Source organism: Paraburkholderia sp. D1E (assembly GCF_052682275.1).
Window position 1 is genome coordinate 9,491,883 of sequence record NZ_JBQYMB010000001.1, and the last position, 22,728, is coordinate 9,514,610.

The window sequence follows — 22,728 nt, forward strand, 5'->3', positions numbered from 1 at the left end:
TTATTGGTCCTCCAGCGCTTTGGCGACTTCGGCGACCACCGTTGGCCAATCGCCCAGCAACGTCTGCCGGAATAATTTCATCGCCGGATACCACGGCGAATCGCTACGCTCTTCGAGCCAGCGCCAGTCCGAATTGGCGGGCAGCAGCACCCACACCGGCTTGCCCAGTGCGGCCGCCAGATGCGCCACGCCGGTGTCCACGGCGATCACCAGATCGAGATTCATGATGAGTGCCGCGGTGTCGTCGAAGTTGTGCAGATCGGCGGTGAAATCGTGAGCGCGGAAAACCTCCGGCGCATCGATCAATTGTGCGTGTGCGGGGCCCTTTTGCAGCGGGTACCACGCGATGTTCTCCAGTTTGCTTAGCGCGCTCAGATCGGCAAGCGCCATCGACCGGTAGCGGTCGTTGCCAAACGTCGGACTGCCGGACCACACCAGACCCACTTTGCGTTTTGCTTTGCCGGCTGCGTCCACCCGCTTGCGCCATGCCTTGATCTTTGCCTTGTCCGCAAACACGTACGGCACATCCGCAGGAATGGTCGACAGTTCGGTGTCGACGCACGAAGGCACGCTCATCATCGGCACCCAGAAATCGTACTGACCTTCGGGCTTGCCGCTGAACGCGTGGTGCACGCCCGGGATGCGCTCAACCAGCGGCAGCAGCGGTTCGCGCACGCAAAGATCGACGGTCGCGCCGAGTTGCTCGAGCACACGCGCATAGCGCAGGAACTGGAAGTGGTCGCCGAAACCCTGTTCACCGACCAGCAACAGACGGCGCCCGTCGAGCGGCTCGCCATGCCACTCGGCAACACCCGGCACGGCGATCGTCTCGTAGTCGTTCTTGCGCCAGCGTTTCGCAAACTCCGCCCAACCCTGCTTGTAGTCGCCGCGTTTGAGCAACAGCCAGGCGAGGTTCTGATGCGCATCCGCATAGTTTGGCTCGAGCCCTAGCGCGTGGCGGTAGAAGCCTTCCTCTTCGTCGAGGCGGCCTTGTGCGCCGAGCGACCCGCCGAGGCAAACCAGATTCGTGGGATTCGGTTTGAGCGCGACCGCACGCCGATAGTGCGACTCAGCGCCAGCGTAATCGCCGAGCTTGCCGATCAGGCTGCCGAGGTTGACGTGTGCCTCGGCGTAGTCGCTGCGCAATCTCAGCGCCCGTTCGAAACTGGCGATGGCCGCAGCGTGATCGCCTTGCGCGTTGTGCGCATTGCCCGCGTTGAAGTGCGGTTCCGCCGATTGCGGATCGAGCGACAGCGCGTTCTGATAGCAGACCAGCGCTTCTTCGTAGCGGCCGAGCTTGCTCAGCGCCGTGCCGAGGTTCAGATGCGCGTCGACCAGCGAAGGATTCGCCGCCAACGCCAGCCGATACTGCCCGATGGCTTCTTCGAACGAGCCTTGCGCTTGTAGAGCGACCCCGAAGTTGTTGCGTGCGTCGGCGAAATCGGGCTGCAACTGCAACGCCTGGTCATAGCAGATCATTGCTTCGTTGGAATGGCCGAGCGCAGCAGCCACGAGGCCGCGGTTGCTCCAGCAGACGGCGTCGGTGCGATCGAGTTTGAGCGCTTCGCTCATCAATTCGGCGGCGAAGACGTGGTCGCCTCGCTGATGTTGCAGCACGCCGAAGTAGTGCAACGCTTTGGCGTGAGCAGGATCGAGCGCGAGCGCTTCGCGATAGAACGGTTCGGCGACATCGAACTGGCCGGCCTGGTGTGCTTCGAGCGCGGCGTCGATCAGCGAGGAGAGATAGGTTGAGGGCGGCGCATTGGGATGCGCGGTGTCAGGGTGGGATGGGTGTTCCATGAGGGACCTGCTGGAGAGCGCTGGCGGCGCGCGTTGCACGTGCCGCCAGCGTATGTGGATGGGGAGACCATCCACCAGCTTATGTTCCGGCCCCTTTCCTGACGATCGGACGCATCCTAAATCTGCGGCGTCTGTTTGCCGCGTGCGGATGTGTATGACCGGTTCATGAGCGCGCCGCACCGCTTCAGCCCGCATATTCGAACGCGTGGTTCGTCTATGTTCGCCGAAGCGGTGAGTCAAGATTCCTACAAGAACATCAGGAAATTCAGCAGGAAAATATTCACAACCAGCAAGGTCAGCGCGGTGGGCACCTGCACCTTGATCACCGCATTCTTATCGGGCAGTTCCAGCAGCGCGGCGGGCACCATGTTGAAGTTCGCGGCCATCGGCGTCATCAGCGTGCCGCAGTAGCCGGAGAACATGCCGATCGCGACCATCACCGCAGGATTGCCGTGAAATACGCCCACCAGAATCGGCACGCCGACACCGCCTGTCATCACCGGGAACGCGGCGAAGCCGTTGCCCATCACCATCGTGAACAGCGCCATGCCGATGCAGTACACGGCCACCGCGACAAACCGGTAGTCAAGGCTGATGTAGGCCGTGGTCACGTGCGCCACCGCCTTGCCGACACCGGCGTCCGAGAACACGAGGCCGAGCATGCCGAGCATCTGCGGCAGCACCGCGGCCCATGACAACGCATCGACCAGGCGGCGCGCCTCTTTCATCGACTGGCCGACGGTATCGCGTGTCATCACGCAGGCAATCGCCAGTGCGATCACGCAGCCGATCCCGAAGCCGATCAGCGTGACGTTAGCCTTCTCGATCAGCGGCATGCCGCCGAAGATCAGATGGCTGGCCGACAGCGTAATGATCACGGTGACGACCGGAATCGTCAGCGCGGGCACGAACAGCTTGTTGCGCAGACGCGCGGCGCTGGCCATACGCGCTTCGAGCGATAGCAGTTTCGGCTTGGCCGCGGTCACGCCGCCGAAGCCCGCAATCAACGCCATCACGATCACCAGCACGCCGACCACCGAGGGCGGCAGCTTGTCGCCGATCAGGAAGATCAGCGCGTAAAGGATCCAGAAACCGCCGGCGGTGAAACGGCGCGGGTGTTCCTTGTCCGTGACGATCATGCCGCCGATGATGAGCAGCACCACGCCCAGCAACCAGAACAGATAGGTAATCGTGAGCGTCATGCTTTGTCTCCTGCGGCGGATTGCGTCGGCGAAACAGCCGCGGCATTGGCAGTTGCATTGCCGCGCAATTCGCGTTCGAGCCTGCGGTCGAGCAGATACAGACGGAAGCCGTGAACGATGAATGCGCAGATCGCGGTCGGAATGCCCCAGACGGCCACGTGAATCGGCTCGACGACGATGCCGGCTTCTTTCAGGAAGGTCGTCATCAGCACGATCGCACCGAATGCGACGAAGATGTCTTCACCGAAGAACAGGCCGACGTTGTCGGTTGCCGCGGAGTAGGCGCGCAGCTTGAAGCGGACCGCGTCGCTGATCTTGCCGAAGCGGGTTTCAGTCGCGCCCTCGGCCATCGGCGCGATCAGCGGACGCACCATTTGCGGATGGCCGCCGAGACCGGTCAGGCCGACAGCGGCGGTCAGTTCCCGCACCAGCAGGTAGACGATCAGCAAACGCCCTGCGGTTGCGGCCTTGATGCCACCGATCCACGCTTGCGCACGCTCGCGCAGGCCATGCCGTTCCAGCAGGCCGATCACCGCCAGCGGCAGCAGGATGATCAGCGGGATATTGCGGGTCTTGATGAAGCCGGTGCCGATTTCAGCGAGGATCTTTTCGGGCGGGAAGTGCGCGGCCAGACCCGTGACGATCGCGGCAACCGCCACGATCAGCATCGGATTGAACCGTAATAAAAAGCCGACGATGATGACGGCCACGCCAATGAGCGGCCATAGACTGACTGTTGTCTGCATCTGGATCTCCAAACAGGGTTTCAACCTTGCCGCTTGTGGCGGCTAACGTGGGCCGGCGCCCGGTTACCCATGCGCCGTCTTTTTGCCGCGGCTCTTGATGGCCGCCTTGCTTCGACTACACCTGCATTTGCACTTACGTCTGCTCTACTCACTGCGGTATTGCAATACGTCCTGCACCTGGCAAACGCCCCGCATGAAGCGGGGCGTTCTGGGTTGGGCAACGGTTGATTCGCGCTGTCCGGCTCGCGTTGGTCGGCGCTTGGATCAGACGCTCGCGGCGCCGGCCGCGTGAACTTCAATGCCGGCATCCTGCAGTGCGCTGCGGATGCGTCGCGCGAATGCCAGCGCATGCGGCCCGTCGCCGTGCAGGCAGATGGTTTGCGCATTGAGCGGCACCCAGTGTCCGTCGACGGCTTGCACGCGGCGCTCGCGCACCATGGAGAGCGTGCGTTCCAGTACCACGTCTTCGTCGTCGAGCAGCGCACCCGGCTCCTTGCGCGGGACGAGCGACCCGTCGGCGCGATAGCCGCGGTCGGCGAATACTTCTTCGACGGCAGTCAGGCCCGCTTCGCGTGCGGCCGTCACGAGCCCGCTGTTGGCGAGCGCGAACACCGCCACCGACGGGTCGAAATCGTGGACCGCCGAGACGATCGCGTCGGCGATCTTCGCGTCGCGCGCAGCCTGGTTGTAGAGCGCACCGTGCGGCTTGACGTGCGCGATGCGGCCGCCCTCGGCCTGCGCAATCGCCGACAGTGCGCCGAGCTGATACAGCACGCCCGCGTAGATGTCGTTGACCGGCAGGTCCATTTCCTTGCGGCCAAAATTCTCAGGATCGTTAAAGCTTGGATGCGCGCCGATCGACACACCTTTTTGCACCGCCCAGCGCACGCAGTCGCGCATGGCGTTGGCGCCGCCCGCGTGCCAGCCGCACGCGATGTTGGCCGAGCTGACGAGGTCGAGCAGCGCCTCGTCTGAGCCACAGCCTTCGCCGAGGTCGGCGTTCAAATCGATTTCCATGGTGTTCTCCTACTTAGTGTCACAGCGCTGCGGCCGCCGGCTGGCGCGCGCAGCGTTCTTCGTGCATGGCAATCGCGGCGTCGATCTGCCGCAAATACGTGCGTTCTTCCAGTAAAGCCTGGCGAGCCTCATAGGGCGTCGTCGGGATGAAGCGAATGGCGGCGTTGAGTCGAACCTGCGCGAGTTTCCATAGATCGGCCTGGATCACGGCGCCGATCTTCGGATAGCCGCCGGTGGTCTGTGCATCGCTCATCAGCACGATCGGCTGGCCGTTCGGCGGGACCTGAATCGTGCCGGGCAACACCGCGTGCGAGAGCAGATCGCTTTTCTGGGTGCGCTTCAGCTCAGCACCGGCGAGGCGGTAACCCATGCGATTGCTGTTCGGTGTGACCAACCATTCATCGGACCAGAACGATTCGTGCGTTTTTTCGGTGAAGCTGTTGTATTCGGGGCCTTGCAGCACGCGGATCGGCACGGCCCACGGCACGCCGGACGGATGCCGGCCGCGCCGCAGCGGTTCGTGAACCAGCACGAACTTGCACCAGGCGGGCGCCTTCACGCCGAACTCGGGCGCGTCTGGAGTAAAGCCGATGTGGCCGCGTTGCAGCGGCGCGCCGACCGGCAGGCGATCGCCGTCGCGCAGCGCCCGGCCGCCGAGTCCACCGAAATGGCCCGCGAGATCGGTGCTGCGCGAGCCGAGCATCGGCAAAACGTCGATGCCGCCGGCGATGCAGACATAGCCGCGCATACCGCGTTTGGCCGCGTTCAGCACCAGCTCCTGGCCGGCCTGCACCGGCAGGCTCCACCACGAGTAGACCGGTTTGCCGTCGAGGGTCGCGCCGAATTCGGTGCCGGTGATGGCCACGCGTGTAGCGCGCAAAAAGCGCAGCACGGTCGGGCCGAAGGTAATTTCAAGGCCGGCCGCATCGGGCCGGTTGCCGACCAGCCGGTTGCCGACCTCGAGCGACAGACGGTCGAGCGCGCCACCCATCGCAACGCCGAGGTGCCGGTAGCCGTGACGGCCAAGATCCTGAATCGTGGTCAGCAGGCCCGCGCGAATCACATCGATCATGCGTGTATCCCCGCGACGGTGAAGCGCACCCGGTCGCCCGGTTGCAACAGCGTGGGCGGACGGCGAGCCGGATCGAACAGCGGCAGTTCGGTGCGGCCGATCAATTGCCAGCCGCCAGGGGAGGTTGCCGGATAAATGCCGGTCTGCTCACCACCGATACCGACCGAACCGGCCGGCACTTCCAGGCGCGGCGACGAACGGCGCGGCGTATGCAGGGCTTCATTGAGCCCGCCCATATAGGCGAAGCCCGGCTGGAAGCCGAGGAAAAACACCACGTACTCGCCGTCCGCATGACGTTGCACCACTTCACGCACGCTCAGGCCGGTGTGATTGGCGACCACTTGCAGGTCCGGGCCGAACTCGCCGCCGTATTGCACCGGGATTTCGACTTCGCGGCCGGGTGCGGGAACGTCGCTCACCCTGTTCCAGGCCGCTTGCAGATGGCTCATCAGCGTTTCGCGGTCGGCCTCGAGCGGATCGAACACGAGCGTCAGATTGTTCATGCCCGGCACGACCTCCAGCACATGCGGCCAGTCGCGCGCAACTTCGGCGGCCGCCCACACGCGCCGCTGGCAGTCCAGCGTGGCAGGCGCAGGCGCCTCGCAGACTAGCGCGGTGTCGCCGAGCGGAAAGATTCTTGGTTGGCTCATCGCTTAATGGCCCAGATCGAGTCGGAAATGTCGAGCATATCGGACCCGATGGATAGTTATCGGCATCGGGTACGCGAAGTTTGAAGCGTACATTATCAATAAAATATCAACAATTTATATATAAGCGTTTTCGCCAGGCTCCCGGGAATGGGCCGCTCGTCGTACACTCCCGACACCTTCCCATCCTGTTTCTCGAGAATCTTCACCATGTCGCGCCATCCCACCAAGATTGTGTCCTCGGAACATCTCGTGTCTGACACAAGCGCGGAGCTATCCGAACTGGAGTACGCGCTCATCATGGCGGGCAATGCATTCAACCGCTGGATGGTGCGTTGCATGTCGGCCGCCGGCGAAAAGGACATGACCGCGATCGAAGTCTCGCTGCTGCACCACGTCAGCCATCGCGAGCGGCGCAAGAAGCTGGCGGACATCTGCTTCGTGCTGAACATCGAAGACACGCACGTCGCCACTTACGCGTTGAAGAAGCTCGTAGCTAGAGGGTATGTAAAAAGCGAAAAGACCGGCAAGGAAGTGTTCTTCTCGGCCACCGATGCGGGCCGCGAGCTTTGTCTGAAGTACCGCGAGGTGCGCGAGAGCTGCCTGATTTCGACGCTGAAGGAAAGCGGCCTGACCAATGAGCAGATCGGCGAGGCGGCGCAACTGATGCGCAATGCGTCCGGACTGTACGACACGGCCGCTCGCGCGGCGGCGTCTTTATAACAGGGGCAGGTCTCGGCGGCCGATGAGGGATGCCCCCCACGGCGCCGTTCGAACGCTTAATCCGCCGGGTGTGGATAGAGGCTGGCTTCCGTCACGATCAGATCGAGCGGGATGTCGTGAGCTTCACGCTGCAACGCGTCCGTGCGGCATGCTTCATAGGCGATACCAACCGTGACCGGTTTCTTCCCACCCGGCCATGCAGCCAGCGTGCGGTCGTAGTAGCCGCCGCCGTAGCCCAGGCGGAAGCCGTCGGCGTCGAAGCCGACGCACGGCACGAATAGCAGGTCGGGAACCACTACGCGCCCTGAGGCGGGCTCGGCGATCTTGTGATGGCCGATCTTCATCGGCGTATCCGGCGCCCACGCGTGGAATTCGAGTGGCACGCCACGTTCCTTGACAATCGGCAGGCTCGCTTCGCGTTGCGCCTCGGCCGCGAGCCAGATCGCAATCGCGGCGCGCGCATCGAATTCGCCCGCCAGCGGCCAATAGAACCCCACGCTGCTCACGCCATAGTGCGTCAACGCATCGAGAATGCGACGGTTGAGCGCAGCGCTGTGCGCCGGCTCGGAAGCCGCTTGTAGCCTTGCTTCCAATAGCATTCGACGCAGTGCCTTTTTCGATTCTGCGACGGGGTTGCATGCTATGCTTGGGTTCAATTCGCGCTCCAGAAACAACGATGTCAAAACGCCTCTATCGAGTATATCGCGCGGCCGGCCTGGCGCTTGCCGCTGCGGCACTCGTCGCGTGCAGCACGGCCTCGGCCGTCAAGCCCATTCCCCTTTCGCAACTCACGAACGACGACCAGACCTTCGTCCAGCTTCGCGAAGCCGCCCGCACTAATGACGCGGCACGCGCAGCGCAACTGGCGAGCATGATCCCCAGCTACCCGGCACCTTCGTATCTGGAGTACTTCCAGATCAAGCCGCAGTTGTTCGATTCCAGCGGCCATGCGCGCATCGACGCGCCGGATGCGCCGGTGCTGGCGTTCCTGCAGAAGTACGACGGGCAGGCGATCGCCGACCGCATGCGCAACGACTACCTCACCGTACTCGGTGCGCGTCACGATTGGCGCAACTTCGATCAGCAATACGCGCGTTTCGTGTTGAATGACGATACGCAGGTGAAGTGCTACGCGCTCGAATCGCGCGCCGCGCGTGGTGAAAACGTCGCGGCGGAGGCGCGTGCACTGCTGGTCGATCCGAAGTGGTACGGCGACGGTTGTGTCGATCTGATCACCTCGCTGGCGGTCAACCAGCAATTCAGTTCCGACGACGTGTGGCAACAGATCCGTCTCGCGTACGAACAGAACTACACCAGCACGGGCAGCAAGCTCGTCGATGCACTCAGCAATCAGCCGCCCGACCCGGTGCTGTTCAACCAGGCCACGAGTACGCCGCCTTTGCTGCTGGCGCGTGGCGTCGGTCCGGATACGCAGTCGCACCAACTCGCGTTGCTCGCGATCACGCGCATGGCGCGCAACGATCCGGCCATGGCCGCGGCCACGTTTGCTTCGGTGGCGCCGTCGCTGAGCTCGCCCGAGCGTGCAATTGGCTGGGGCACGATCGCCTATCAGGCCGCCGCCAAGCAGATGCCGAGCGCGGTGGACTGGTACCGGCTCTCGGTCAATGCGCCGTTGTCTAACCCGGCGTACGAATGGCGCACCCGCACTGCGCTGCTCGCGGGCGATTGGACAATGGTGCGCTGGTCGATCGAACAGATGCCCGCGGCGCTGCGCAATCAGCCGTCGTGGGTGTACTGGCATGCCCGTGCGCTCAAGCAAGCCGGCGACACGGCCACGGCCAACCAGGAATTCGAGTCGATCTCGCAGGGCTTCAACTTCTACGGCCAACTGGCTTCGGAAGAGCTCGGCCAGAAGATTACCGTGCCGCCGAAAACGACGGTGAGCGACGCCGAAGTCCAGCAGGCCGGCAACACACCGGGCTTCGATCTGGCGCAACGGTTCTACGCACTGAATCTGCGGCTCGAAGGCAATCGCGAATGGAACTGGCCGCTGCGCAATATGAGCGACCGGCAACTGATCGCCGCAGCCGAATACGCGCGCCGTATCCAGTTGTATGACCGCACCGTCAACACGGCGGACCGCACGAAGACCGAGCACGACTTCTCGCTGCGCTATCTGTCGCCGTTCAAGGATATCGTTGAGCGCGATGCGCAGTCGAATGGGCTGGATGTGGAATGGGCGTACGGGCTGATTCGCCAGGAGTCGCGCTTCATCATGAACGCGCGCTCGGAAGTCGGCGCGAGCGGTTTGATGCAGCTGATGCCGGGCACCGCGCAACTGGTGGCGAAGAAGATCGGGCTCGGCCCGATCTCGCGCGAGCAGATGAACGACATCAACACCAACATCCTGCTTGGCACGAATTATCTGTCGATGATCTACAATCAGTTCGACGGATCGGCCGTGCTGGCCACCGCCGGTTACAACGCCGGTCCCGGCCGTCCGCGCAACTGGCGGCAATCGTTGCAGCGCCCGGTTGAAGGCGCGATCTTCGCTGAGTCGATTCCGTTCCAGGAAACGCGCGATTACGTCAAGAATGTGTTGTCCAATACGGTCTACTACGCGGCGTTGTTCGAAGGCCGTCCGCAATCGCTGAAGGCGCGTCTGGGTTACATCGCACCGTAAGCGCCGTGCCGCCGTCGCGTCATTCATGATGCGGCGGTGTGCCACGCCAGCCGTTGCCGCGGCTTCCACCAGGGAGTCGAAAAATGCGACATAAAGCCGTTGCGATCATCGGCGGTTCCGGTTTTATCGGCAGCCATCTCGTCAACGCCCTCGTTGAAATGGGTAAAGACGTGCGCATCGCCACCCGGCGCCGCTACAACGCCCGCCATCTCACCCTGTTGCCCATCGATGTGATCGAAGCCGACGTGTTCGATCCGGTGCAGCTCGCGCGTTTCGTGGAAGGCGCAGATTGCGTGATCAACCTCGTTGCCACGCTGCATGGCAAACGTGGCACACCCTATGGTCCGGAATTCGCGCGCGCGCACGTCGAATTGCCGACCAGAATTGTTGCGGCTTGCGAAGGCAAGGGCGTGCATCGGCTGATTCATATCAGCGCGCTCGGCGCCGACTCGAACGGGCCGAGCATGTATTCGCGCTCGAAGGGTGACGGCGAAAAAGCCGTGCATGCGGCGAACCTGGCGTGGACGATTTTCCGGCCGTCCGTGGTGTTCGGGCCCGAAGACCAGTTCCTCAACAAGTTTGCGTTCCTGCAGCGGATGTTTCCGGTGATTCCACTTGCCATGCCGGATGCGAAATTCCAGCCGGTGTATGTCGGCGACGTGGCAAAAGCAATCTGTAACGTGCTCGATCTCGATGCGGCCAGCGGCCATACCTACGAACTCGGTGGCCCGACCGTCTATACACTCGAAGACCTCGTGAAGTATTGCGGCGATGTAATTGGCCGGCATGCGCGGATCATTCGGCTGCCGGAAGCATTGGCGCGCCTGCAAGCGCTGACGTTTGAAATGGCGCCGGGCGAACCGGTGATCTCGCGCGACAATCTCGATTCGATGAAAGTCGACAACGTGTTGAGCGGACCGCTTGCGCCTGAACTCGGCATCGAACCCGCCAGCATCGAAGCGATCGCGTCCGTATATCTGACCGGCGCATCGGCGCGCTCACGCTTCGACACGTTTCGCGCCAACGCGGGGCGCTGAACCTTTTTTCAACTTCCCTTTATACGAAGCATGAAGCTGCTTATCGGTGACAAAAACTATTCGTCATGGTCGATGCGTCCGTGGCTGCTATTCAAACATTTCGGCATTCCGTTCGAAGAGGTGCTGATTCACCTGTATGTACCCAGCACGAAACCAGCGATCCTGGCGCACGCGCCGACGGGTCCGGGCAAAGTGCCCTGTTTGATTAGCGAAGACAGATCGGCCACCTGGGATTCACTGGCGATTGCCGAGACGCTGGCCGAGCGTTTCCCGCAACATGCGCTTTGGCCGCGCGACCCGATGGCGCGCAGCCACGCGCGCAGCGTGAGTGCCGAGATGCATTCGGGTTTCGGCGACCTGCGCTCGAACATGTGGATGAACATTCGCGCATCGTTTCCTGGCAAGAACGCCACGCCGGGGGCGCTGGCCGATATCGCGCGTATTGAGGCGATCTGGTGCAACTGTCTCGACACATATGGCGGCCCCTTCCTGTTCGGCGAGTTCAGCATTGCCGACGCGATGTATGCGCCGGTTGTGATGCGCTTCAAAACGTGGCGGCCCGCGCTATCGGAAGCCTCTGCGGCCTACATGGATCGCGTGACGGCGCTGCCGGCGGTGAAGGCGTGGATCGACGACGCGCTTCGGGAAACGCACACGATTCCCTATCAAGACGTATGCCCATGAATATCTACGCGGTAGGCGGAGCCATCCGCGACGAGTTACTGGGCGTCCCGGTGCAGGACCGTGATTACGTGGTGGTTGGCGCGACTCCTGAACAGATGGTGGCGCAGGGTTATCGTCCGGTGGGCAAGGATTTCCCGGTGTTCCTGCACCCGCAGACTCACGAGGAATACGCGCTCGCGCGCACCGAGCGCAAGACGGCAGCGGGTTATCACGGCTTCCAGTTCTTCTACGCACCGGACGTGACGCTCGAAGAGGACCTCGCTCGCCGCGACCTGACGATCAACGCGATGGCGCGCGAGGTGTGCCCGGACGGCGAACTGACCGGCCCGGTGATCGATCCGTTCAATGGTCAGGGTGATTTGCAGGCACGACTCTTCCGTCACGTTAGCGATGCGTTTCTCGAAGACCCTGTGCGGATTTTGCGAATTGCGCGGTTCGCGGCACGCTTCGTCGATTTCGCCGTTGCGCCGGAGACGATGACGTTGATGCGCAAGATGGTGGCCGACGGTGAAGTGGATGCGCTGGTGGCTGAGCGGGTATGGCAGGAAGTGTCACGCGGATTGATGGAGAAGAAGCCGTCCCGCATGTTCGAGGTGCTGCGGGAATGCGGCGCGTTGGTGCGAATCCTGCCGGAAATCGACGCATTGTTCGGCGTGCCGCAGCGGGCTGATTACCATCCCGAAGTGGATACGGGCGTACATGTGATGATGGTGCTCGACCATGCTGCGCAACAGGGGTACGCGTTGCCGGTTCGGTTCGCGGCTTTGACGCATGACTTGGGCAAAGCGACGACACCGGATGATGTGTTGCCGCGGCATATCGGGCATGAGGGGCGCAGCGTGGATTTGCTGAAGCCGTTATGCGAGCGGTTGCGCGTGCCGAATGAGTGCCGCGACCTTGCGCTGCTGGTGGCGCGGGAGCATGGGAATATTCATCGCGTGATGGAGATGGGCGCTGCCGCGTTGGTGAGGCTGCTTGAGCGCAGCGATGCTATCCGGAAACCGGCGCGGTTTGCTGAAGCCTTGCAGGCTTGCGAGGCGGATGCTCGTGGGCGGCTTGGGTTTGAGATGCGGGAGTATCCGCAGGCTGAGCGGTTGAGGGTTGCGCTGATCGCTGCGCGAGGTGTCGATGCTGGGGCTGTGGCTAAGCGGCTCGCTGACTCGCCTGCGGGGATTAAGGATGCAGTGCATCAGGAGCGCGTTCGCGCTGTGGAAGTGGTTCTTGTGTGAGGGTTTGGGTTTGTCTGTGTGCCTACGGTGTCGGCCTTTCCTTGTTTTCTTATTGGTTTATTAGCGTTGCCCCTGTGCGGGGCGGGCACTTACTTCTCTTTGCCGGCCGCAAAGAGAAGTAAGCAAGAGAAAGCGGCTCAAACCGCTAATTCTTAAGCGGGTCCCCCGCACAGTTGCGGTAGTGGTGCATCTGGAATCTGTGCCCTCGCGGCTTCAGCCGTAGCGACAAAGGAGTCATCAGCTCCCACTCCGCACTGCGCGCGTCGCGGATGGGTCTGCCAAGGAAATCGGGGGCTTCGTTTGGGTGCGGGGGGGCATCGGCTTCGACTCGGCGAGGCGCTCCCGCGCTCATTGGCGAACCCCTACTTCGAGTGAAATATCGACGCGGCGCATTCGCTGCGCGGTCACCGCAGCAGTTGCAGTTGCGCCTGCTGCGGAGATGCCCTAACGAGTCAGGAGCTATGCACGCTGCGTCAATGAAAGCGTAACCAGCAGTTTTATGAAGGACCCTTCGGCGCGCGCAGCGCCGCCGGAAGTATGACGGCCTTATCACCAAGGTCGAAGGTGCGAGGGCACAGATTCCAGATGCACCACTACCGCGACTGTGCGGGGGACCCGCTTAAGAATTAGCGGTTTGAGCCGCTTTCTCTTGCTTACTTCTCTTTGCGGCCGGCAAAGAGAAGTAAGTGCCGCCCCGCACAGGGGCAACGCTAATAGACCAATAAGAATTCAAGGAAAGGCCAACACCGCAGGCAACCAGACAAAAGCGCCGCGCTGGCAAAAACCCCACCTACAAAACCCTGGCAACAATCGACAACACCATAGAAAGCACAAGCGTCGACATGAACGGAAACGGATACTCCCGCCCGAAGAGGCGCAATGTCACATCACCGGGCATCCGCCCAATTCCGATCTTCCTGAGCCACGGCCAGCAGGCCGACAACACCGCCACCGCAACAAACGTAGTCAACAGCCAGCGGATCATCGCAAATCCTTAAGGCAGGAAATCACAGCGTATGTGACCGGTCGCCGCTGGAAAACGCCTGCAGCGTGTCATCCAGCCCGCGCGAAAACGCGATCACCTTGAACAGCTCGCCCATCTCCGCCTCGGACAACAACTTCTGCACCGCATTCGCCGCGGGCAAAAACCTCGCCGTGTCCGTTGGATCGAGCGCCGACAACGCCTCGGTAATGCCCGCATTCAAGAAGAACCGCGCTTGCGAAGTGAAGCCCAATAAATCCGCGCCAGTCTCGACTCCGGCTTCGGCAATGCCGGTAAATTCCACGTGTGCAGTAATGTCCTGCAAACCCGGATAAACAAACGGATCGCCATGCGCCCGGTGCCGGTAATGGCACATCAACGTGCCCTGCGCGCGCTGCTCATGGTAGTACTCGTGACGCGGAAAACCATAATCGATGAAGAACGCCGCCCCACGCGTGAGCATCGTGCAGATGGTCTGCGTAAACGCTTTGGCGGCGTCGTGCGTCTCGGTCACGTAGTCTTCGCCGGCAGTTTCGATCTCAGCCAGAAACGCATTGTCCGCAGCCGCTGACACCAGACGGTCGTCGAACGCAAAAGTCTCATCGCGCCACACCACGCCGCGTTCGTGCCAGGCGCCGCCAGTAAAGGCGAAAAGCCGCACGGGCATCGCGTCCAGCACCTCGTTGCCGATCACCACACCGTCGAATCGCTCAGGCAATGCGTCCAGCCAGCGCACCTTCGTGGCCAGTTCCGGTGCGGCGGCTTCGATCGTCTCGCGTTGGCGCTCACGTAATTCACCCGACAAGTCCACGATCGAGTAGCTGTCGAATTCGACGCCCAGCGCGTCGAGGGCGTTCAGCAAACCCGCAGCCAGTTTGCCCGTCCCGGCGCCGAATTCCATCACGTCGCGCGTGCCGCTCGCCTGCAAGGCTTCGGCGAGCGGGCGCGCCAGCGTCGTGGCGAACAGCGGCGACATTTCAGGCGCTGTCACGAAATCGCTGCCGTCGTCGCCGCGCAGGCCGAATTTGCGGGCGCCACCGCTGTAATAGCCGAGTCCCGGCGCGTAAAGCGCGCGTTCCATGTAGCGGTCGAACGGCAGCCAGCCGCCTGCCGTTTCGAGCTCCGAGCGGATCTGCGCGACCAGCGCTTCGGACTGCGCAAGCGCGCTCGGGCCGGGAGCAGGTAAACTGTCGGGTTGGTGAGCTTTCGGATTCATCCCCGCATTGTAAATGACCGCCTCTCTGGACACCGCCGCCGCCCGCGCGCCTGAAACGCCGCGCATCGTGCTGATTACCGGCGCCGCCCGCCGCATTGGGCGGGCGCTCGCGCTCGGCTTCGCCGCGCGCGGCTGGGACGTAGCGGTCCATTACGGCGCGTCGCGGGAGGAGGCGGACGAAGTGGTCGCCGAAATCCTCGCTTTGGGCCGCCGGGCGGTGGCTTTACACGCGGAATTGGGCGACGAGGCCCAGGTTAAGCGGCTCATGGCTGCCTGCATTGCCGCGCTGGGCCGCCCGGCGTGTATCGTCAACAATGCGTCGCGCTTCGAAGAAGACACGGCGCTCAACGTCGGTTATGACCTTTTGCTGAAGCTGACCGCGATGAATCTCGGCGCACCGCTCGTGCTGGCGCGTATGCTGTTCGAGGCCACGCCTGAGGCGGCGCGCACCGACGAGAGCCTGCGCGGAGTCGTGATCAATGTGCTGGACCAGAAGCTGTACAACATGAATCCGGACTACCTGTCCTACACGCTGTCGAAGGCCGCGTTGCAGACGGCGACGGTCGCATTAGCGCAGGCTTTGGCGCCGAAAGTGCGCGTGGTGGGGCTCGCGCCCGGCCTGACGATGCAATCCGCCGATCAGACGCCGGCAGGTTTTGAAGAAGCTCACCGAGCTACGCCTTTGGGCCGCGCGTCGCGGCCGGAGGATATTGTCGCCGCCGCGCTGTATCTCGCCGATGCAGCGGGCGTCACCGGAACGACGCTGGTGGTCGACGGCGGGCAGCACCTGGTGCCCCTGCCGCGCGACGTAATGTTTTTGACGGGCGCCTGAACAGCGCGCGTGCTTGTTGCCGGCTCGAACCGGCGGCTGCCCACGCGTTGAAGTGCCCCTTTGCGTGCTCCGCACGCTTTTTTCGACTGGAACGAACATGTTTGCCGCTCTTTCGCATCCCCGGCTCGCCGATTGCCGCCGGCTCTTTCTGCGCAATTACGAAGTGCACATCAACATTGGCGTGCACGACTTCGAAAAGCGCGGCGAACAGCGCGTCGTGATCAACGTCGAACTGTTCGTGCCGCTCGCGCTGTCCACGCCGGTTCAGGACAAATTGAACGAAGTCGTCGACTACGATTTCATGCGTTCGACCATCGCGCGTCGTGTCGAGCAAGGTCATATCCACTTGCAGGAAACGCTCTGCGACGACCTCGTCAAGGCACTCCTCGATCATCCGCAGGTGCGCGCCGTGTGTGTGTCGACCGAAAAACCGGACGTTTATCCCGACTGCGACGCGGTGGGCGTCGAAGTCTTCCGTATCAAAGAGGATTGAGCCATGAATGCTCAGGAAATCCTGAACGACGCCGCGACTCCTGGCGCGGCGCCCGCCGCGCACGCCTCGGCGGGCAAAGCGCCGCTCACGCGCCGCGAGCAGAAAGAAGCCTACGAGAACAACAAGCTGTTCAAGCGGCTCGCGCGCCAGGTCGGTGAGGCGATCGTCGACTTCAACATGATCGAGGAAGGTGACAAGGTGATGGTCTGCCTGTCGGGCGGCAAGGATAGCTACGCGATGCTCGAAATCCTGATGCGGCTGCGCGAACGCGCGCCGATCAACTTCGACATCGTCGCGGTGAACCTCGACCAGAAGCAGCCGGGTTTTCCGGAGCATGTGCTGCCCGAGTACCTGAAACAACTCGACATTCCGTTTCACATCGAGAATCAGGACACGTACAGCATCGTCAAGCGGCTGGTGCCGGAGGGCAAGACGACCTGCTCGCTGTGCTCGCGGCTGCGTCGCGGCATTCTGTACCGTGTGGCGGGCGAACTCGGCGCGACCAAGATCGCGCTCGGCCATCATCGCGACGACATCCTGCAAACGCTGTTGCTGAACATGTTCTACGGCGGCAAGCTGAAGGGCATGCCGCCCAAGCTGCAATCGGACGACGGCAAGAACATCGTGATCCGCCCGCTCGCGTACGTGAAGGAAACCGATCTGGAAAAATACGCGGCACTGCGTGAATTTCCAATCATTCCGTGCAATCTGTGCGGTAGCCAGCCGAATCTGAAACGCGCTGAAATGAAGGCGCTGATCCGTGATTGGGAGAAGCGCTTTCCTGGCCGCGTCGAGAATATGTTCAATGCGTTGTCGAACATCGTGCCGTCACACCTGATGGATCACAAGCTGTTCCCGTTTGCCGGTCTGCGCGCCACGGGTGAGGTCGATCCGCAAGGCGACATTGCCTTCGACGAAGAGCCGTGTTCGACCGATATCGGCGAGGGCGCGCCACTCAACGGAGCGAAATCGATCTCGATCGTCCAGTTCGACGACATGTAAGAGGCGTGGAAACCCGCAGAAAACGCGTGGAAAATGTGCGATTTCGCGCATTTTTGCCCGCTGGAAGGCCGCGCGAGCGGCCTTTGTCGTCATAGGCTGCATGATAGAATCGTCGGCTCCAAACTCGTCTGATTGTCGACGCCATGAACATTGTGATTTTGGCGGCAGGCACCGGTAAGCGTATGCGGTCCGCGCTTCCCAAGGTGCTCCATCCCCTGGCTGGCCGGCCACTCCTCGCTCATGTTATCGACACCGCCCGCGCGCTCAACCCCACGCGCCTGGTCGTGGTGGTCGGTCATGGCGCCGAAGCTGTGCGGCAAGCGGTAGCGGCACCCGACGTCCAGTTCGCCGCGCAGGAGCAGCAACTCGGCACAGGCCACGCAGTGCAGCAGGCGCTGCCACTGCTCGATCCGTCCCAACCCACGCTGGTGCTATACGGCGACGTGCCGCTCACGCGCGCCAGCACGCTGCAGGCGCTGACCGATCGCGCGGGCCAGGGCGGCTACGGCGTGCTCACCGTCACGCTCGAGGACCCCAGTGGCTATGGCCGCATCGTGCGCGATCAGCACGGCAAGGTGTCGCGCATCGTCGAACAGAAAGACGCGACGCCCGAGCAGCTCAAGATCGCCGAGATCAACACGGGCATCATCGTCGCGCCGACCGAGCGCCTCGCCGGTTGGCTTGCGGCATTGAAGAACGACAACGCGCAAGGCGAGTTCTACCTGACCGACGCTGTCGAGATGGCGATTGAGGCAGGGCTCGAAGTCGTCACTACCCAGCCTGACGAAGAATGGGAAACGCTCGGCGTGAACAGCAAGCAGCAGCTTGCCGAGCTCGAACGGATTCATCAGCACAATGTCGCCGAAGCGCTGTTGGTGGCCGGCGTGACGCTTGCCGATCCGGCTCGCCTCGACGTGCGTGGCACGCTCGAATGCGGCCGTGACGTTTCGATCGACGTGAACTGCGTGTTTGAAGGCCGCGTCACGTTGGCCGATAACGTCACAGTCGGGCCGAATTGCGTGATCCGCGATGCGACGATCGGCGCCGGTACGCGCGTCGACGCATTCACGCATATCGAAGGCGCCGAAGTCGGTGCGAACGTCGTGCTCGGCCCCTATGCACGGCTGCGCCCGGGTGCGTCATTGCAGGACGAGTCGCACGTCGGCAACTTCGTCGAGGTGAAGAACGCGGTGCTCGGTCGTGGCTCGAAGGCGAACCATCTTACCTATATCGGCGACGCGGATATCGGGGCGCGAGTGAATATCGGCGCGGGTACCATCACCTGTAACTACGACGGCGCGAACAAATTCCGCACGATCATCGAAGACGACGTGTTCGTCGGCTCGGACACGCAACTCGTGGCGCCAGTGCGCGTGAAGCGTGGCGTGACGATCGCGGCGGGCACAACGGTCTGGAAGGATGTCGAAGAAGACATGCTCGTCCTGAACGATAAGACTCAAACAAGCAAGTCGGGCTATGCACGCCCGACGAAGAAGAAAAGTTGATGGGCGTGACGCGCGCGCGGAGCGCGCTCCCTGAAACCCGGCACTGAAAAGGAATAAGCCATGTGTGGCATTGTCGGCGCGGTTGCGCAACGTAATATCGTCCCCGTCCTGATCGAAGGACTGCGTCGCCTCGAGTATCGCGGCTACGATTCGTGCGGCGTCGCGGTACTCGGTAATGAAGGGCCGCGTCGCGCTCGCAGCGTCGCGCGCGTCGCCGATCTGGACGAGCAGGTGCGTGAGAACCATCTCGAAGGCATCACGGGCATTGCGCATACGCGCTGGGCGACACACGGCGCGCCGGTGACCGATAACGCGCACCCGATCTTCTCGAAAGACACGCTCGCATTGGTACACAACGGCATCATCGAGAACTATGAGTCGCTGCGTGAAATGCTGCGGGGAAAGGGCTACACGTTTGTCTCGCAGACCGATACAGAGGTTATCGCACATCTGATTCACAGCCTGTATCGCGGCGATCTGTTTGCCTCGGTGCGTGAAGCAGTTACGCAATTACACGGCGCGTATGCAATCGCGGTGCTGCATAAGGATCAGCCGCATACGGTGGTCGGTGCGCGGCAAGGTTCGCCGCTCGTGGTGGGGCTCGGCAACGGTGAGAACTTCCTCGCTTCGGATGCGCTGGCGCTGGCCGGCAGCACCGAACGCTTCATCTTCCTGGAAGAGGGTGACGTCTGCGAACTGTCGCTCGAAGGCGTGCGGATCGCCGATCGCGATGGCTACGACGCACAGCGCGAAGTTCGCCAGGTCGCGGCGTATGGCGGCGCGGTCGAACTCGGCCCGTATCGTCACTTCATGCAGAAGGAAATTTTCGAGCAGCCGCGAGCGATTACCGACACGATCCCGCAAGGCGATTCCTTTGACGCAACGCTATTCGGCGAGGGCGCCGATAAGGTGTTCGCGGATATCGACAGCGTGCTGATTCTGGCGTGTGGCACGAGCTACTACTCGGGACTGACCGCGAAGTACTGGCTTGAATCGGTTGCCAAGATCCCGACTCAGGTCGAGATTGCCAGCGAATATCGCTATCGCGAGTCGGTGCCGAATCCGAAGTCGCTGGTAGTGGTGATCTCGCAGTCGGGCGAAACGGCCGATACGCTGGCGGCGCTCAAGCACGCGCAGTCGCTGGGGCATAAACATACGTTGGCGGTGTGCAATGTCGGCACGAGCGCGATGGTGCGCCAGACGGAATTGTCGTTTCTGACGCACGCGGGTCGCGAGATCGGTGTGGCCTCGACCAAAGCGTTCACGACGCAGCTGGTTGCGCTGTTCGTGCTGGCCGCGACGCTCGGAAAGCTGCGCGGGCAGGTCAGCAAGGAGCAGGAAGCCGAATACCTGAAACTGCTGCGCCACTTGCCGGCAGCGTTGAATAGCGTGCTGGCGCTGGAGCCGCAGATCATCGCGTGGTCGGAAGAGTTTTCGCGCAAGGAACATGCGTTGTTCCTCGGGCGTGGCCTGCATTACCCGATCGCGCTCGAGGGCGCGTTAAAGCTCAAGGAGATTTCCTATATTCACGCGGAAGCGTATCCGGCTGGTGAGTTGAAGCACGGGCCGCTGGCGCTGGTGACTGAAGCGATGCCGGTGGTGACGGTGGCGCCGAATGACGCGCTGCTGGAGAAGCTGAAATCGAATATTCAGGAAGTGCGCGCGCGGGGCGGGGAGCTTTATGTATTCGCGGACGCGGATACGAAGATCGTCAATGATGAAGGCCTGCATGTGATCCGGATGCCGGAGCACTACGGCTTACTGTCGCCGATTCTGCATGTGGTGCCGTTGCAGTTACTGGCCTATCACACGGCGTGTGCGCGAGGCACGGATGTGGATAAGCCGCGGAACCTGGCCAAGTCGGTCACGGTGGAGTGACGGAGATACACAGCTATTGCCAGTTTCACGCTGAGAAAGGGTCGCCCGTGGGCGGCCGTTTTTTTGCCTCTTTCTGGCTCGGTAGCGCATTTCACTCTCTCACCACCTCCACCGCAGCCGCCGAAACAAACTCCGCCCGTACACTGTCTCCGACTCTCAACTCATTGAGCGGAATGCTCCCAGCCGCCCTCAGCACCTGCTGATGCTTCGGCCCACGTAGCGTCACCACCCGGCTCTTGCGGTCTATCTTCAGCACCGTCGCGACAATCTGGACTCTATGCGCCGAGGATGCGTATCCCGCTGAAGCCGGTATCGCCACCGTCGTCTCGATGCGTTCACGAACACCTTTGGTCCTCACCTTGTCGACTTGAAGCAATAGCGCCTGCTGATACGCGACGTTCAGCTTGTCGCCGACCCGCAGTTTCCTGACATCGGCCAACTGAGGATTCACATCGACATCCGCCAGATTGCCGTGCGGGCCACGCAGCGTGACGCTGTTGGTGGCCGGGTAGATCGCCGCCACACGGACCTGAGCGTGAACGACCTCGGCTTTGCCGAGCGCCCGATGACCGGCATCGGCGTCAGTGTCCTGAGCGAAGCCGGATTGAGAGCACGCCGCCATCAGCGCAACCGTAGCCCATGTGACCGCGGCCGATGAACCCACTTTGCGTAGACGAGTCATCTGTTGCTCCCGAAGTGACCACCTCAAATGACAAACCTGAGTGACGAATCCAGGCGATCAACCTAAGCAACCAGATGCCAGCCAAGCTCCCACGCTTACAACTCCGGACGCGCAAGGTCGCTGGTCACAATGTGCTCGCCATACACCTGCGCCGCCGCAACGGCTTCCAGCTTGGTCGCGTAAGGTCCGAGTTCCGGCGCGCCGTCGAACGGGAATAGCACACGGCCATCGGTGGTTCGAACCACTTTCAGCACGCCGAAAAAACGGCGGTACCCAGCCAGTTTCGACGTCGCCGAGACGTTAAAGTCGTCTTCCGACGTCGCGGGGACGCTGGGAATAAATGCGGTCTTGCTCATACCTGAAAACATCTCTTGTTCAATGGGCCGGCGCCTGCTCGGCAGGCCAGGGCCGCGCCCGGTTGTCCCGGGAAGAGATTCACCGGCGGCCCTCATTGTCTCAAATCCCCGCGCATTGAACCGGATGCCCGATCGGCCAGCAGGCTGGCGTCCGCATACCGCGTTTCTGGATCACCGGAGCAGGCCGGCCGCCTGAGTCACCGGAGCAGGCCGACGCTTGCATACTGCGTCCCTGATCACCGTAGCAGGCCGCCCGCCAGCATCATCCGGCGGCTTTGACAGCCGCCTCATGTTCGGCCGCCAGCGCAACATCCCGCTCGCTCACCTGCACGAAACTCGGCCGCGAGCAGATGCGCCGGGTGTACTCGAGCACGACCGGCGTCTCCGGCACCAGCTTGAACATCATCCCCCAATGCAACGCGATGCCCCACAAGATATCCGCAGCGGACATCTTGTCCCCGAGCAAATAGGGCGACGCCTGCAACTGGCTTGTCACTGTCCCGAGCATCGAATCGAAATCGCCGTACGGCGAGGTGGCGTGCGGCGCCGGTTCGCGCTTCATCGCCTTGTCGACGAGTGCCGGTTCGTAGCATGCCGCGTAGTACACGAGCCAGCGCAGATACGGCCCGCGCGTCGGATCGTCGAGCGCCGGCGCGAGGCCCGCTTCAGGAAACAGGTCGGCCAGATAGATGAAGATGGCGACCTGTTCGGTGACCAGCGCGTCGCCGTGAAGGATCGCCGGTACTTTGCCGAGCGGATTGATCGCGAGATACGGCGCTTTGCGCTGCTCGCCGGCCTTTATGTTGAGCACCTTCAGCTGATACGGGGCGCCGAGTTCCTCGAGTAGCGTGAGCGCGCTGACAGAGCGGCATTGCGGCGAGTGGAACAGCGTGATCGTGCGGTCAGTGGTCATGGCGGGGCCTTCTGGGTGAGCGTCTCATGGGAAAAGCCAGCGTCCATCTGGCGCCGGGTGTTCTATCC

22 protein-coding genes are annotated in these 22,728 nt (G+C 62.4%); 10 read left to right on the forward strand and 12 right to left on the reverse strand.

Going from position 1 to position 22,728, the window contains the following annotated elements; genetic code table 11:
* The 6 genes from ACUN0E_RS42585 to pxpB all read right to left on the reverse strand — a co-directional run bounded on the left by ACUN0E_RS42585 (window position 1) and on the right by pxpB (window position 6,487).
* Window positions 1-1,800 carry a tetratricopeptide repeat protein gene (locus ACUN0E_RS42585; RefSeq protein WP_445570305.1) on the reverse strand — a complete coding sequence of 600 codons (1,800 nt, stop codon included), beginning with the start codon at window positions 1,798-1,800 and terminating at the stop codon, window positions 1-3.
* Between the two features lie 245 nt (window positions 1,801-2,045).
* Window positions 2,046-3,002, reverse strand: a complete 957-nt coding sequence (locus ACUN0E_RS42590; protein WP_408334612.1) for a DUF979 domain-containing protein — start codon at window positions 3,000-3,002, stop codon at window positions 2,046-2,048.
* Window positions 2,999-3,748: a DUF969 domain-containing protein gene (locus ACUN0E_RS42595; protein ID WP_408220998.1), complete on the reverse strand. Its 750-nt coding sequence runs from the start codon at window positions 3,746-3,748 to the stop codon at window positions 2,999-3,001. Before ACUN0E_RS42595 ends, ACUN0E_RS42590 begins: the two co-directional genes overlap by 4 nt.
* 264 nt (window positions 3,749-4,012) lie before the next feature.
* Window positions 4,013-4,765, reverse strand: coding sequence for a 5-oxoprolinase subunit PxpA (gene pxpA, locus ACUN0E_RS42600; protein ID WP_408509231.1), 753 nt, complete (start codon window positions 4,763-4,765; stop codon window positions 4,013-4,015).
* 19 nt (window positions 4,766-4,784) lie between these two features.
* The gene (locus tag ACUN0E_RS42605; protein WP_408226343.1) at window positions 4,785-5,837 is read right to left on the reverse strand and encodes a 5-oxoprolinase subunit C family protein; all 1,053 of its coding nucleotides are present in this window, start codon (window positions 5,835-5,837) and stop codon (window positions 4,785-4,787) included.
* On the reverse strand, window positions 5,834-6,487 hold the full coding sequence (pxpB, locus tag ACUN0E_RS42610; RefSeq protein WP_408520564.1) for a 5-oxoprolinase subunit PxpB: 654 nt from the start codon (window positions 6,485-6,487) through the stop codon (window positions 5,834-5,836). Before pxpB ends, ACUN0E_RS42605 begins: the two co-directional genes overlap by 4 nt.
* Before the next feature lie 207 nt (window positions 6,488-6,694).
* On the opposite strand from pxpB, the gene ACUN0E_RS42615 reads away from it, so the two are divergent.
* Window positions 6,695-7,207: a winged helix DNA-binding protein gene (locus ACUN0E_RS42615; RefSeq protein ID WP_054040851.1), complete on the forward strand. Its 513-nt coding sequence runs from the start codon at window positions 6,695-6,697 to the stop codon at window positions 7,205-7,207.
* 56 nt (window positions 7,208-7,263) lie between these two features.
* Here the strand turns inward: ACUN0E_RS42615 and ACUN0E_RS42620 are convergent, their stop codons facing one another.
* Window positions 7,264-7,806 (reverse strand): 5-formyltetrahydrofolate cyclo-ligase, encoded by a 543-nt coding sequence (locus ACUN0E_RS42620; protein WP_445570306.1) that lies wholly within the window; start codon window positions 7,804-7,806, stop codon window positions 7,264-7,266.
* Between the two features lie 77 nt (window positions 7,807-7,883).
* Between ACUN0E_RS42620 and ACUN0E_RS42625 the strand changes: the two genes are divergently transcribed.
* The 4 genes from ACUN0E_RS42625 (at window position 7,884) to ACUN0E_RS42640 (ending at window position 12,801) form a co-directional block, all read left to right on the forward strand.
* Complete coding sequence (locus ACUN0E_RS42625; protein WP_408226352.1) at window positions 7,884-9,851, forward strand: lytic transglycosylase domain-containing protein; 1,968 nt, start codon at window positions 7,884-7,886, stop codon at window positions 9,849-9,851.
* An 83-nt stretch (window positions 9,852-9,934) separates the two neighbouring features.
* Window positions 9,935-10,888 carry a complex I NDUFA9 subunit family protein gene (locus ACUN0E_RS42630; RefSeq protein ID WP_408509230.1) on the forward strand — a complete coding sequence of 318 codons (954 nt, stop codon included), beginning with the start codon at window positions 9,935-9,937 and terminating at the stop codon, window positions 10,886-10,888.
* Window positions 10,889-10,918: 30 nt separating this feature from the next.
* A complete protein-coding gene (locus tag ACUN0E_RS42635; RefSeq protein WP_445570307.1) occupies window positions 10,919-11,572 on the forward strand; it encodes a glutathione S-transferase family protein in 654 nt (217 codons plus the stop codon).
* The gene (locus tag ACUN0E_RS42640; RefSeq protein WP_445570308.1) at window positions 11,569-12,801 is read left to right on the forward strand and encodes a multifunctional CCA addition/repair protein; all 1,233 of its coding nucleotides are present in this window, start codon (window positions 11,569-11,571) and stop codon (window positions 12,799-12,801) included. The genes ACUN0E_RS42635 and ACUN0E_RS42640 overlap by 4 nt, the downstream gene beginning before the upstream one ends.
* A gap of 790 nt (window positions 12,802-13,591) precedes the next feature.
* Here the strand turns inward: ACUN0E_RS42640 and ACUN0E_RS42645 are convergent.
* A complete protein-coding gene (locus ACUN0E_RS42645; RefSeq protein ID WP_179734906.1) occupies window positions 13,592-13,786 on the reverse strand; it encodes a DUF2905 domain-containing protein in 195 nt (64 codons plus the stop codon).
* Between the two features lie 22 nt (window positions 13,787-13,808).
* Entirely contained in the window at window positions 13,809-14,999 is a 1,191-nt protein-coding gene (locus ACUN0E_RS42650; protein WP_445570309.1) for a class I SAM-dependent methyltransferase, read from the reverse strand.
* A 13-nt stretch (window positions 15,000-15,012) separates the two neighbouring features.
* Here ACUN0E_RS42650 and ACUN0E_RS42655 point away from each other — a divergent pair, with 13 nt between their 5' ends.
* The 5 genes from ACUN0E_RS42655 to glmS all read left to right on the forward strand — a co-directional run bounded on the left by ACUN0E_RS42655 (window position 15,013) and on the right by glmS (window position 20,709).
* On the forward strand, window positions 15,013-15,831 hold the full coding sequence (locus ACUN0E_RS42655; protein ID WP_408226367.1) for an SDR family oxidoreductase: 819 nt from the start codon (window positions 15,013-15,015) through the stop codon (window positions 15,829-15,831).
* A 97-nt stretch (window positions 15,832-15,928) separates the two neighbouring features.
* Entirely contained in the window at window positions 15,929-16,324 is a 396-nt protein-coding gene (locus ACUN0E_RS42660) for a dihydroneopterin aldolase (protein WP_063497570.1), read from the forward strand.
* Between the two features lie 3 nt (window positions 16,325-16,327).
* A complete protein-coding gene (gene ttcA, locus ACUN0E_RS42665) occupies window positions 16,328-17,326 on the forward strand; it encodes a tRNA 2-thiocytidine(32) synthetase TtcA (protein ID WP_445570310.1) in 999 nt (332 codons plus the stop codon).
* 143 nt (window positions 17,327-17,469) lie between these two features.
* The gene (gene glmU, locus ACUN0E_RS42670) at window positions 17,470-18,831 is read left to right on the forward strand and encodes a bifunctional UDP-N-acetylglucosamine diphosphorylase/glucosamine-1-phosphate N-acetyltransferase GlmU (protein WP_445570311.1); all 1,362 of its coding nucleotides are present in this window, start codon (window positions 17,470-17,472) and stop codon (window positions 18,829-18,831) included.
* A gap of 60 nt (window positions 18,832-18,891) precedes the next feature.
* The gene (gene glmS / locus ACUN0E_RS42675; RefSeq protein ID WP_445570312.1) at window positions 18,892-20,709 is read left to right on the forward strand and encodes a glutamine--fructose-6-phosphate transaminase (isomerizing); all 1,818 of its coding nucleotides are present in this window, start codon (window positions 18,892-18,894) and stop codon (window positions 20,707-20,709) included.
* 91 nt (window positions 20,710-20,800) lie between these two features.
* Here glmS and ACUN0E_RS42680 read toward each other — a convergent pair whose 3' ends face one another.
* The 3 genes from ACUN0E_RS42680 to ACUN0E_RS42690 form a co-directional block, all read right to left on the reverse strand.
* Entirely contained in the window at window positions 20,801-21,391 is a 591-nt protein-coding gene (locus tag ACUN0E_RS42680) for a hypothetical protein (RefSeq protein ID WP_445570313.1), read from the reverse strand.
* 95 nt (window positions 21,392-21,486) lie between these two features.
* On the reverse strand, window positions 21,487-21,747 hold the full coding sequence (locus ACUN0E_RS42685) for a DUF6723 family protein (RefSeq protein WP_408226486.1): 261 nt from the start codon (window positions 21,745-21,747) through the stop codon (window positions 21,487-21,489).
* A gap of 262 nt (window positions 21,748-22,009) precedes the next feature.
* Window positions 22,010-22,660 (reverse strand): glutathione S-transferase family protein, encoded by a 651-nt coding sequence (locus ACUN0E_RS42690; RefSeq protein ID WP_445570314.1) that lies wholly within the window; start codon window positions 22,658-22,660, stop codon window positions 22,010-22,012.
* Window positions 22,661-22,728 lie beyond the last annotated feature (68 nt).